This is a genomic window from Mesorhizobium sp. B2-4-1 (genome assembly GCF_006442185.1).
Taxonomy (GTDB): Bacteria; Pseudomonadota; Alphaproteobacteria; order Rhizobiales; family Rhizobiaceae; genus Mesorhizobium.
On sequence record NZ_VFVN01000003.1, the window covers coordinates 563,495 to 575,311 of the forward strand.

14 protein-coding genes are annotated in these 11,817 nt (G+C 63.7%); 5 read left to right on the forward strand and 9 right to left on the reverse strand.

Going from position 1 to position 11,817, the window contains the following annotated elements; translation table 11 throughout:
* Positions 1-20 precede the first annotated feature (20 nt).
* On the forward strand, positions 21-899 hold the full coding sequence (locus FJ949_RS11280; RefSeq protein ID WP_140495802.1) for an SMP-30/gluconolactonase/LRE family protein: 879 nt from the start codon (positions 21-23) through the stop codon (positions 897-899).
* 82 nt (positions 900-981) lie between these two features.
* On the opposite strand, the gene FJ949_RS11285 is transcribed toward FJ949_RS11280, so the two are convergent.
* From FJ949_RS11285 to map, 9 genes are all read right to left on the reverse strand, one after another.
* Positions 982-2,298: an ArgE/DapE family deacylase gene (locus FJ949_RS11285; RefSeq protein WP_140495803.1), complete on the reverse strand. Its 1,317-nt coding sequence runs from the start codon at positions 2,296-2,298 to the stop codon at positions 982-984.
* 2 nt (positions 2,299-2,300) lie between these two features.
* The gene (locus tag FJ949_RS11290) at positions 2,301-3,257 is read right to left on the reverse strand and encodes an ABC transporter permease (RefSeq protein ID WP_140495804.1); all 957 of its coding nucleotides are present in this window, start codon (positions 3,255-3,257) and stop codon (positions 2,301-2,303) included.
* Positions 3,254-4,180: an ABC transporter permease gene (locus FJ949_RS11295; RefSeq protein WP_224646989.1), complete on the reverse strand. Its 927-nt coding sequence runs from the start codon at positions 4,178-4,180 to the stop codon at positions 3,254-3,256. Before FJ949_RS11295 ends, FJ949_RS11290 begins: the two co-directional genes overlap by 4 nt.
* A 68-nt stretch (positions 4,181-4,248) precedes the next feature.
* The gene (locus FJ949_RS11300; protein WP_140495805.1) at positions 4,249-5,235 is read right to left on the reverse strand and encodes an autoinducer 2 ABC transporter substrate-binding protein; all 987 of its coding nucleotides are present in this window, start codon (positions 5,233-5,235) and stop codon (positions 4,249-4,251) included.
* 31 nt (positions 5,236-5,266) lie between these two features.
* Positions 5,267-6,037: an ATP-binding cassette domain-containing protein gene (locus tag FJ949_RS11305; RefSeq protein WP_140495806.1), complete on the reverse strand. Its 771-nt coding sequence runs from the start codon at positions 6,035-6,037 to the stop codon at positions 5,267-5,269.
* Between the two features lie 27 nt (positions 6,038-6,064).
* Positions 6,065-6,841, reverse strand: a complete 777-nt coding sequence (locus FJ949_RS11310; RefSeq protein ID WP_140495807.1) for a glutamine amidotransferase — start codon at positions 6,839-6,841, stop codon at positions 6,065-6,067.
* Between the two features lie 36 nt (positions 6,842-6,877).
* The gene (locus FJ949_RS11315) at positions 6,878-8,059 is read right to left on the reverse strand and encodes a PfkB family carbohydrate kinase (protein WP_140495808.1); all 1,182 of its coding nucleotides are present in this window, start codon (positions 8,057-8,059) and stop codon (positions 6,878-6,880) included.
* Between the two features lie 231 nt (positions 8,060-8,290).
* Positions 8,291-9,079 (reverse strand): DNA repair protein RadC, encoded by a 789-nt coding sequence (gene radC, locus FJ949_RS11320; RefSeq protein WP_140495809.1) that lies wholly within the window; start codon positions 9,077-9,079, stop codon positions 8,291-8,293.
* A 48-nt stretch (positions 9,080-9,127) separates the two neighbouring features.
* Positions 9,128-9,955, reverse strand: coding sequence for a type I methionyl aminopeptidase (map, locus tag FJ949_RS11325; protein WP_140495810.1), 828 nt, complete (start codon positions 9,953-9,955; stop codon positions 9,128-9,130).
* 209 nt (positions 9,956-10,164) lie between these two features.
* On the opposite strand from map, the gene FJ949_RS11330 reads away from it, so the two are divergent.
* The 4 genes from FJ949_RS11330 to FJ949_RS11345 all read left to right on the forward strand — a co-directional run bounded on the left by FJ949_RS11330 (position 10,165) and on the right by FJ949_RS11345 (position 11,786).
* Positions 10,165-10,563, forward strand: a complete 399-nt coding sequence (locus FJ949_RS11330) for a hypothetical protein (RefSeq protein ID WP_140495811.1) — start codon at positions 10,165-10,167, stop codon at positions 10,561-10,563.
* A 108-nt stretch (positions 10,564-10,671) separates the two neighbouring features.
* The gene (locus tag FJ949_RS11335) at positions 10,672-10,908 is read left to right on the forward strand and encodes a hypothetical protein (protein ID WP_140495812.1); all 237 of its coding nucleotides are present in this window, start codon (positions 10,672-10,674) and stop codon (positions 10,906-10,908) included.
* 178 nt (positions 10,909-11,086) lie between these two features.
* The gene (locus FJ949_RS11340; RefSeq protein WP_140495813.1) at positions 11,087-11,383 is read left to right on the forward strand and encodes a DUF982 domain-containing protein; all 297 of its coding nucleotides are present in this window, start codon (positions 11,087-11,089) and stop codon (positions 11,381-11,383) included.
* 1 nt (position 11,384) lies between these two features.
* On the forward strand, positions 11,385-11,786 hold the full coding sequence (locus FJ949_RS11345) for a DUF6074 family protein (RefSeq protein ID WP_224646992.1): 402 nt from the start codon (positions 11,385-11,387) through the stop codon (positions 11,784-11,786).
* The last annotated feature ends 31 nt before the right edge of the window (positions 11,787-11,817 follow it).

An 11,817-nucleotide genomic window follows, 5' to 3' on the forward strand; every position in this document is an offset into this window, starting at 1 on the left:
CGAGCAAAGAGGAGGACGGCATGAAGATCGAAGTCGTGGTGGACGTGAAGACCACGCTTGGCGAGGGACCGCTCTGGGACGTCGAGCAGGAGCGTCTCTACTGGATCGACAGTTTCGACGGGCGCGTCTTCCGCGCGACCGCCGACGGGCGCGAGATCCGCTGCTGGGACGTGCCGATGAAAATCGGCTCGATGGCGCTGCGCAAGGATGGCAGCGGCGCTGTCGTCTCGTTGCAGCGCGGTTTCCATCTGCTCGATTTCGCCACCGGCGAGGTGACGCTGATCCACGATCCGGAGCCGGACAAGCCGATGAACCGTCTCAACGACGGCAAGGTCGACCGGCGCGGCCGCTTCTTCGCCGGCTCGATGGACACGATGGAGGAGGGGCCTTCCGGCGGTCTCTATCGGCTTGATCCGGATTTCTCCGTCACCAGGATCGATTCCGGCATCATCTGCTCCAACGGTCCATGCTGGAGCCCCGACGACCGCACCTTCTATTTCGCCGATACCTGGACCGGCGAGATCTGGGCCTATGATTACGACATCGAGACCGGTGCGGCCAGCAACCGCCGCACCTTCGTTCGCGTCGATACCAGCCGCGGTGGTGCCGCCGACGGCTCGACCGTCGATGCCGAAGGCTGTCTGTGGAATGCGCTGGTCTATGACGGCCGCCTGGTGCGCTACGCGCCGGACGGCAGCATAGACCGTATCATCGACATGCCGGTGAAGAAGATCACCAGCGCCATGTTCGGCGGACCGAAGCTCGACACGCTCTACGTCACCTCGATGGCCAAGCCGCCGCTGCCGCGTTTTCCCGGCGATGGCGTGCTGCGCGGCAGCCTGTTCGCCATCACCGGCCTTGGCGTGACCGGAGTTCCCGAGCCGAGGTTTGGTGGCTGACGGGCGGCCTCTTAGCCGCTCCCCCGGATTTTTTCCCCAAGCTCTCTTGCCGTCATCCCGCTCGCAGTCAGTTAGGCTAAGACTACCGGCACCATTTCTCCACCGCTAAGGCGATGGCCTTCGTGCAGTCGACGAGATCGCGCACCGAAACGCGCTCGTTCGGCTGATGCGCCTGTGCCGGGTCACCGGGACCGAAGTTGACGGTCGGGGTGTTGCCCAGGCCGGTCGGCAGGCCGATGTCGCTGTGTGCGCCGAAGCCGCTCAGGGCCGGCGACAGGTCGGCTGCTTTGACGGCCTCCTGGAACAGGCCGACAAAGGGGTTGTCCGACGGGATCTCGGCGCAATCGGCATCGAGGATCCATTCGACACGGGCAGGGTGCTTTCGCAGATAAGGATCCGCCTGGCAGACATTGGCGATGTGCTCTTCGATTTCGCGTTTGACATTGCCGCCCAGCCTGAACTCGTCATGCTCGCTCGGCAGATACTGTGCGTCGATGATGATCTCGCCGCGTCCTGCCATGGAGGATGGATGTTCGCCGGCATTGATCTGGGTGACGATGATCTGGTTGGGCAGGTCCATCAGCGGGTGGTTCTTCCTGGGATCGAACATCCAGCGCCGGTTGAGGATGTCGATGCCGTCGAGGATCTGCCGGCAAAGCTGGACGGCGTCGACCGGGCCGCTCGAATACCAGGCGTTCGGCGTCAGTTCGGCATGGCCGCCTATGCCGTCGATGATGATCTTGCCCCACAGAATGCCGTGACAAAGCGGTGCGATCCTGTTCGCCGTCGGTTCCGTCATGATGCCGGCGTCGGCGCGAAAGCCGCGATCAACCATGGCGAGCGACCCCATGCCGCCGATTTCCTCGTCGACGACGGTGGTGAAGACGACGTCGCCGGAGAGGGAAACGTCGAGTTCCTTCAGGATTTCGACCGCCAACAGCATGCAAGCGACGCCGCCCTTCATGTCGACCGTGCCGCGACCGTGCAGGAATCCATCCTTCAGGACAGGCTGGAAGGGATCGGTGGTCCAGTGCCCGGCGGCACCCGGCGGCACGACGTCGATATGGCCGGTCAGCATGATGGACCGCCCGCCGCCGGTGCCTTTCAAAACGCCGCCGAGATTGGGCCGGCCCTCGAACGTCCTGCCCTTGTTGGCGCCGGCACGTCCCTTGTATTTTTCGTAGAGTGCCGGGCCGTCCGGATCCCAGAGATCGGTCGAGAAGCCGAGTGCCTCAAGGCGCTTTTGCAGGTAGAGCTGGCAATCCCGCTCGCCGGGGCCGGCCTCCTTCGGATTCGATTTCACGATCGAAGGGAAGGCGACGAGATCGCTCAGCGTCTTAACGATGCGCTCGGCGGCTGCCTCGACGCGCGCGGCGATGGTCTCTTCCATGGAAGGCATTGTTATCTCCAACGTTGGGAAAGTCGGTCGGCGAGAAGGACGAAAACCAGAAGGGCGCCGACAATCCCCACCTGCCAGACCGTGTTGATGTTCAATTGCAGAAGGCCGGTCTTCAGCGTGACCAGCAGCAGGACGGCCGCGAACACGCCGCCGACGCCACCGCGTCCGCCGGTGATGACGATGCCTCCCAGCATGGCCGCGGTCAGCGATTCCAGTTCGAGGTTCTGGCCGATATTGGGCCTGCCGCTGCCGAGCCAGGCGAGAGAGACGAGGCCGGCAGCACCGGCCAGTGCGCCGCTCAGCACGTAGAGAATGAAGCGTACGCGATCGACCGGAATGCCGACCAGTTTGGCCGAGCGCTCGTTGAAGCCCATGGCATAGATCCAGCGCCCCCAGGCCGTCGAGAGCAACACGAGACCGGCAAGCGCGAAGCAGGGGACGGCGAGCGTGAGGAAAGGCACGGGGATGCCCATAATCGCACCGCGCCCCCAAACGAGCAGCCAGGCGGGCACGCCGGACTGCGCCGCGCCGCCGGTGGCGGCAAGCGCCAGGCCGGAATAGACGAAGAATGTTCCCAGCGTCGCGATGAAGGGGAGAAGGGCGAGCTCGTTCACCAGCCATCCGTTCAAGGCACCGAGCACAGCGCCAGCCAGGATGCAGACGACCGGCAACAGAAGGGGCGGCAACCCCAGCTTCAGGGAAAGCATGGCAACGATCGCCGAGAGCGAAACGGCGCCGCCAACGGACAGGTCGATGCCCGCGCCCCCGGCCAGGACGACCAGCGCCTGTCCAAGGCCGACCAGGGCCAGGATCGTCGAAAATTGCAAAATCGTGGTGACGGTGCCAAGATTGAAGACCGAGGGCTTGAGCGCCAGCAGGCCGACAATAACGACCAGCCAGAGGCCGCACAGCAGAGCCAAAGTGAGGGCGGGGCCCTGCAGGTTCCGGATCCTGTTCATGCGCGGGCTCGCAGGAATTGGGCAAGCGGCAGCCGGTTGGAGACAGCTTCGAAGCCAAGCACGCCGATGATGAGAACGCCGGTAACCACAGGCTGCCAAAGCGAGGGGACGCCGATCAGGAGCAATCCATTCTGGAGAATTCTCAGAAGCAGTACGCCGAAGACCGTGCCGATCAAGCTGCATCTGCCGCCCAATATGCTCGTGCCGCCGAGAATGACCGCGGCGATCGCATCGAGCGCCAGCGTGCTGCCGATCGTCATCTCCACATTGCGGTAGGTGGCGACGTAAAACGTGGCGGCAATGCCAGTCAGGACGCCACTGATGACGAAGGTCATGAAGCGTACCTTGACCACGGGGATTCCGGACAGCCGGGCCTTTTCCTCGGAATTGCCGATCGCCAGCAGGTGCGGCCCGTAGGGGGTTCGCCGCAACGCCAGCCAGACGACCAGATAGGCGATGGCAATGACGATGGCTGGGACTGGAATGCCGAGTACGGTGGTTGCCAGAAGATTGGTGAGGCTCGAGGGCAGGCCGGAGAGCCACTGCCCGCCGAGAAGGACAAAGACGGCGGTGCGGTAGACGCCAAGCAGGCCGAGCGTTCCCACGATTGCCGGAATGCGACCGAGGACGACGACGGTGGCCGTCACGCAGCCGAGCAGCGCACCGACCGCAGGGCCAGCGATGAGCGCCAGCAGCGGATTGCCCTCGGCGCCGAGCACACGGCCGATCGCTATTGCCGCCAGACCCATGACGATGCCGATCGAGACGTCGATGCCGCCCATGGCCAGCAGCAAGGTCATGCCAAGGCCGATCAGCAGCAGTTCGACGCTGTTGCGCAGGACGGTCGCCGCATTGCCTGGCGTCGCGTAGTGGGGCGATGCGACAGAAAAGATGACGATCGCCAGGAGACAGGCGGCAAGCAAGGACCACTCCCGCCCGTTCATGGCCAAAACGCCGTTTCCAAACTGTCGCACCGTGTTCATCCCAAGGCTCAGAAGTTGAACTTGTCGACATTGTCCTTCGTGAAGACCGCCGGCGGTCCGAGCAGCAGGATGCCCTTGGCGGCATCATAGGTGGCGGGCTTTTCGAGGCCGGCGATCTTGTTTTCCGCTTCGAAGCTCTTGCCGTCGATCAACTGCTTGCCGGCCCAGACCGTGAGATAGCCCAGCTGTTCGGGATCCCACAGCACGGTGAAGCCGAAGGCGCCGCTCTTCAGGTAGGATCGCGCCGTGTTCGGGCTGCAATAGCCCGTGCCGATGACGGAGCCGATCTTACCGGCGGTTTCGATGGCCTGGGCGACGCCCGGGCAGGTCGAGGATGCGACGGCGATGATGGCCTTGATGTCGGGATTGGCGGCCATGAGATCGCCTGATATCTGCGCGGCGCGCTCGGCCGTGCCGCCGGCGAATTGCGGAGCCAGCAGTTTCAGCTTCGGATATTTGGCGGTGGCCTCTTTCTGCATGAAGCCGATCCAGGCGTTGAGATTGGACGCCGTCGCCTCGCCGGAGACGATGCCGATCGTGGCGTCCTCGCCGACGCGCTTCACCAACTCATCGATGATCGTCGTGCCGAGCCCTTCGTCGGTCGCCTGCGCCACATAGACGGCACGGCCGCTGTCGGGTGCATCGCTGTCGCTGGTGAAAAGCTTGATGCCCTTGGCCTTGGCGCTCTCGACGACGGGCGCGATGCTGGACGCATCCAGCACGCTGACTGAGATCGCCTGGACACCCTGGTCGATCAGGTTCTGCACGATCTGCAACTGATCGACCGGGTTGGTGTCGACGGGGCCGGAATAGATGAAATCGACGCCCAGGTCCTTCGCGGCGCGATTGCCGCCGGCTTCCATGGCATTGAAATAGGGTATGCCGATCAATTGCGGGACGAAGGCGACCTTGGGCTTGTCGGCGGCATGCGCCGCCGTGGCGACCACGAGTGACAGCACGGAAACGGCGAGCGCTTTTTTGAGTTGAGAAAGCATTGGTTTATCCTCTCTGGAATGGACGTGCATTTCAGTTTGATTTTTCAAGCGCCCGCACGTCGGGATGAGCGCCTGTTATGAGCGAAACGACTTCCTCGTGATTGGTCTCGGCCGCCAGCCGTTCGGCCACCTTGCGGCCGCGCCGGAACACCACGATGCGGTCGGCGACCTCGAACACTTCGGAAATGTTGTGGCTGATGAGGACGACGGCACAACCGCGCGCGGCAAGCCGCCGCGTCAGTGCCAGAACCTTGCGGGTTTCGGCGACGGCAAGGGCCGCCGTCGGCTCGTCCATGATGACCAGCCTGGCATTCAGATTGAGGGCCCGGCAGATGGCCACGGCCTGGCGCTGACCGCCGGACAGGCTGCCGACGGGTGCTTCCGGATCGGAAATATGCGCGTCGAGCTCTTTCAGCAGGCCGTCGACGCGCTGGCGCATTTCCTTGCGCTTCAGGAAGGGAATACCCAAAATGGAGCGTTTCAATTCGCGGCCGAGAAAGACGTTTTCGGCAATCGACAGGTTTTCCGAGAGCGCCAGTTCCTGAAAGATCGTCGCGATCCCCGACGACGCCGCATCCTTGGGCGAGGAGAAAGCCACCGGATTGCCCTCGATGAGAAGCTTTCCATCGCTGGGCGGATGGGCGCCCGCCAGGATCTTGATGAAGGTGGATTTGCCGGCGCCGTTGTCGCCGAGAAGCGCCAGCACCTCGCCAGAGCGGATCTCCAGGTCGACATCGGCAAGCGCGGTCAGAGCGCCGAAGCGCTTGGCGATATTTCTGGCGACAAGAAACGGTTCTGTCATGGCGGTTCCCCGGCGGTTGCTGGTCGGCTAGACGGCCTTGCTGACCCAGCGCAGCACGTTGGTCCAAAGACGCGCATAGCCCGGCCATTCCACGAAGCTGTTGGGCAGCCAATGCGGGCCGATATCCGACGTCCAGGCCAGCGTGCGGCCCTGGCCATGGCGGCCGGTGACCAGCAGCGGATGACCGCCGTGATCCTGCGGCAACCGTGCGAGGATTTCGACGTCATCGCGATCGCGAGCGACGACCTCGTTGGCGCCGAGCAGCAGCGGCCATTCGCCTTCGATGCCGGCAAAGATCGGGTGATCCTTGGGACCGGTGATTTCAGGCCGGAACCCTTCGGGAATCTCGAGCCGGTCATCATAGGGGAGGCAGGTTACCGGCAGCGCCTCCTCGACGGCCGTGCGGTGCCAGCGCGCCTTGCCGTCGATGCCCTGGAAAGAGAAATAGCCGCCGATCATGACCATGCCACCACCGGCCTGCGTCCAGTCGCGCAGAAGCTTGAGCCGGTTGGGCACTGTCTTGCCGTGCAGCCAGACATCGGGGTGAAGCAGCAGCGAGTTCGCGCCGATGTCGGAGAGGATGATGGCCTTGTATTGCGACAGGCCCTCCGTGGTGAAAGGCAGCTTTTCGACGGCTTCATGGGCCGGCATGTAGTCGAGGTCGAATTCGCTGCTCTTCAAGGCATCGACCAGCGGCGTCGCGCCCAGGTGAAAGGTGACGCTGCCGAACTGATCGAACCCCTTGTAGTGGGTCGCCGAACTCATCCAGCTCTCGCCGACCAGAAGCACTCTTGTTTTCGCCATGACCAATACTCTCCTGGGTTCCCGTAAGTTGTTGGTTCAGCTTGCCAACATGGCGTTGTTCGCCAAGGCGGCGGCCTTCAAAGTCGCGAAATCCGCGATGTAGCCCTGTGCGCCTTCGACCGTGGTCGTCAGGCTCGCGCCGATCGCCGCATGGCGGGCGGCGTCGTCCAGCGACGCACCATGCAGCCAGAGGCTTAGGAATATGCCGGCGAAGCTGTCGCCGGCGCCCGTCGCATCGACGCGGTCGACAGGCAGTGCCGGCACCTCGATCTGCGGTCCGCCATTCGCCGGAAAGACGACCGCGCCAAACTCGCCGAGAGTGAGCACGACCGTTCCGCGCGGCTTGATGCGCGCCAGCATCAGCCGCACCTCTTCGATCATCGTCGCCATCCTGGAGCGAAAGTCGAAAATCTCCCGAATCATCACATCGTTGATGAAGGTCAGGTCGATGTGCCGGACCATCTGCGTGAAGGTTTCAGGCGTGCGTGCGCTCTTGGGCAGGCCGGCCGAATGCAGGCTCACCCTCCAGCCGGCCTGATGAAAGCGCGCGATGGAAGCGGTCATCGTTTCGTAGTGGAAGCCTTCGATGTGAAGACAGGCCGGGCGCGGCTCGGGCTGGATGTCCAGATTGGCGGTCAGATCGATCTCGCCGAGTTCGAACGGTTCACTGATGATCGTGCGGCTACCATTGCGCTCGATGATCACGATGGCTTGCGAAAGGCGGTTGTTGGGCGTGTTGCGGATCGGCAATGCGTGGACGCCCAGTTTGGAAAGCGCGCCGAGCGCCCAGTCACTCTCCGGGTCTTCGCCGACCGCCGTCGCCAGTTCCACGTCGAGAGCGTAGGGCGTCCCAACACCGGCGGCGGCAACCGCGAGATTGGCCGCCGGCCCGCCCAGCGCCTTCTCGATATGACTGGCTGTGATGCGGTCGTCGCGATGCGGCAGGACGTCGACGCGGCAGAGAAAGTCGACGCTGACCCGGCCCGCGACCAGGAGCCTCGGCAGATGATCGAGATTCTTCGGCCTGTGGGGCGCGCGGCCCGGCAGCGAGCGCGCAAACGAACTCGGCCGGTACATCAGCGTGGCGATCGCCTTTTCAATGCGTTCGCGCGTGGCCTCCTTCAGGCCGGCAGTCCCATTGATGAAGTTCGACACCGTTCCGATGGAGACACCGGCGGCGCGTGCGACATCCGCTATGGTCGGGCGCTTGCGTTGCAATGGCTGGCTCCAATTGAAGCGTTTCAAACGGTATCAACGGAAATGCCGTCCCTCAACGGAATTATCTTCTAAAAGACGGGGAATTTGCAGGGGAATTTGGAAACCTGTGACGAGATGACCCGAATTTCGGGCCATTCGTTCCAGAATTGAACGATTTTCAAATTCTTGAGCCGAAAGACCGGGCCGGCGAATTGCCTGCTTTCATTCGGATAGCTTCGCCGAGCCGATGATCTAGATCAGCAGCAAGCCCTTCATGCTGGAATAGCCCTTGCGACCGATGATGATGTGGTCATGCACGGAAATGCCCAGCCGCTTGGCCGCGTCGATGATCTCCTTGGTCATCTCGATATCGGCACGCGATGGCGTCGGATCGCCCGACGGGTGGTTGTGCACCAGGATGATTGCCGTCGCCGACAGTTCGAGAGCGCGCTTGACCACCTCACGCGGATAGACGGGCGTATGGTCAACGGTGCCGGTCTGCTGCACCTCGTCGGCAATCAGCGTGTTCTTCTTGTCAAGGAACAGGATGCGGAACTGCTCGCGCGCCTCGAAGGCCATGGCTGACCGGCAATAGTCGAGAAGCTGCTGCCAAGAGGAGAGGATTTCGCGGCCATGGACCTCGCTGCGCGCCATGCGCTGGGCCGTCGCCGCAATGACCTTCAGGTCGAGCGCTACCACCGGGCCCACGCCCTTGACCTCCTGGAGGAGGCCGACGGGCGCGCCAAGCACCTCGGCCAGGGTACCGAAGCGGGAGAGCAGCGCCTTGGCGGCCGGCTTGGTGTCGGCGCGCGGGATCAGGCGGAAGAGCAGGAGTTCCAGAAGCTCATAGTCGGGCAGGGCGTCGGGACCTGCCGAGGCGAAGCGTTCGCGCAAACGGTCGCGATGGCCGAGATAATGCGGCTTCTCCTCGATCCCCTTGGTCTTCGCGGCAGGCCCGGCTGTCCCAGGAGAGTGCATGGTCGCGGAAAGCTGCGCAGGCTTTTCTGCAAAGAAACTGCGCTCGTCGTCGTCACCTGACATCTCGTCTGCCCCCAGCTCCCCGACCGCGAGCGCCGGGAGAACGAAACATTAGGCTGGCAGGCCGGGGCGGTCGAGCTTTTTGGGGGAGAGCGTGAAGATCTCGCAGCCGGTGTCGGTCACGCCGATCGTGTGTTCGTATTGCGCCGACAGCGAGCGGTCGCGTGTCACCGCGGTCCAGCCGTCCGACAGGACTTTCACATGCGGCCGGCCGAGGTTGATCATCGGCTCGACGGTGAAGATCATGCCGGGCCGCATCTCGACGCCCTCATTGGCGCTGCCATAATGCAGGATATTGGGCGCGTCGTGGAACAACTGGCCGACGCCGTGGCCGCAGAAGTCGCGCACCACCGAGCAGCGCTCGCCCTCGGCATAGCTCTGGATGGCCGCGCCAATGGCGCCGGTGCGGGCGCCGGGCCTGATCGCGGCAATGCCGCGCATCAGGCATTCGTGGGTGACTTCGAGCAGGCGTTCCGCCGCGCGTTTTATGGTGCCGACGGGGTACATGCGCGAGGAATCGCCGTGCCAGCCGTCGAGGATGTAGGTGACGTCGATGTTGACGATGTCGCCATCCTTCAGCGGCTTGTTGTCGGGGATGCCATGGCAGACGACATGATTGATCGAGGTGCAGGAAGACTTGGTGTAGCCGCGGTAGTTGAGCGTCGCCGGCAGCGCGCCATGATCCATGCCGAACTCGAAAACGAAATGATCTATGGTGTCGGTGGTGACGCCGGGCGCAACCATCGGCACCAGTTCGTCGAGGCAGCGCGCCGTGAGGTCGCATGCCTTGCGCATGCCGGCAAAACCTTCCTCGCCATAGAGGCGGATCTGGCCGGTGTTTCTGAGCGGTGCCGTGGCGGCGTCGAGATAAGTGACCATTGGTGTCCGTCTTGCCGGTGTGGCTCTGCAAGGGAGCCGGCGTGAAAATCTCCCCAGATTTGGCACTTGAGGGCAAAAGGTTCAAGGAAGAACTGCCCGGACACGACCAAGCGGCAGGGATATTCGGCGCGCCCCGGTGTCCTTGACGCCCTTGTTCCTTCCCTTTCAGTCGACCGTGCGGTAGGGCGAGGGAGGTTTTTGGAGATTTCATGAGCGTCGAGCACGCCAGATTGCCTGAAGCGCCGTTGAAGGCGGCCTGCTCATTGCTGATGAGCCTTGTGCTGCTGGCGATGCTGTCGCTTGGCCGGGCGGAGGTGCCCGTCTTTGCCGGAGCAGCCTCCGGTGTCGCCAGCGCCGGCGTGGAGCGGTCCGGCGAAGCGGCGGCGCTGCTGCGCATCACCGGCAAGGCGCAGGCGCTGGAAGTTCGTTCCGGCCGGCCGGCCCTGGTTAAGTTCGCCGGCGGCCATCCGGCCCTGTCGGCTCGGGACACCGTCTTTTCCTGGTTTGTTTCGGTTCCGCCGGCAGAGGTCGTCGCCGCCGACGGGGACGCCCGCACACCGTGGGCGACTGCCAATCAGCCGCGCGCGCCGCCATCGGTTCCGGCCTGAGCGGTTTCAACCGCTCCTTCACTCAAACCACTTCCTGTTCGCGCCTCGATCCGCGCGGCGGCTTCGGTCGCGCAGCGGTGCGTAGCGCGTCATTTCCGGATTGTTTCCATGCAACGTATCAAGACACTCAAGAGCCTTTCGCGCGCGGCCTGCGCCGCCATTTTCCTTTCCGTCCAGGCGCTCATCTGTATCGGAACCGTCTACTGGGCGCTGACGGAGACGCTCGGCCTTTCGGCGACAGGGGCACTTGTCCTTGGCGGGATTTTCGCTGTGCCGTCTGCTCTCGTGCTGCTTACGGCGGTGCGCATGGCCTTCGGTGCGGAGACCGATCCCGCCAACCAGTAGCCGGACCGCCAAGGCGCCCGCGTTCGACAAGGCCGGGCGCCTTGGCGCTTGCTTGCGGCGGCTGCGGCAAAACGTCCATGACCGCGGAGACGCCACATTCCTGCGGTAGCGACCGGCCAGAGCAACTTTTTACGACGGATGGCGTTGCCGCTGGTGACGACAGTTCGGGAGATGGCGGATGGACAGACTGCAATTCGAGGTGCCGGTGCGTATCGCGCCCGGACCCGGCCTGCCTGTCGAGGAGATCTACAGCGTCGAACAGGCCCTTGATTTTCTCCAGGCCTGGCCGCTGCGCCGGCAAGGCCCGATTTACCAGAAGGCCTTCAACGCCTGCTTCGGCGCCACCGTGGACGTGGTCAAGACCGAGGATGCCTGCCGGGCGTTCATGGTGTTCTGCCGGGTGACCGGGCTGATGGCCCGGGACATGATGGCGCCGCGCAAGCGCAGTGGCCAGGCGAGAGGGCTGCAAGCCTGAGGTGCGCTGCGCTCTTTCGTTCTCCTGGCCGAACGGCGCATCGATGCCGATGCCATTAAGCTTCCGTTTCCACTTTCGCGGCTACGCCATGCTTGTTCGGCAATGGTTGATTCGTTGCGTCAGTCTCGTGGTTCGGAAGATGTCCCCAGAAAAAATCCGTGCATTCCCGATCGACCGTCAGGCATTCCTGGTTCGGGAGGTGGCTGCCAGGCTCGACAGTTTGCATGGCGACAGCGCCACCTCGTTCTGGAGGGCCAAGGCGACGGAGTTGTTCGATCTCGTCGTCAGATCAGGCAGGGACAGGGCGGCGGCCAGCGACGAGGTGCGCAGGTTCTTCTTCGCCGTGCAAAAAGAGATATCGGCCGGCGCGGCCACTGAGCCGATGCCAATTCTTTCCGCCTGAAGTGCTCCGCAAGGCGTCCCACAGCCGGTCC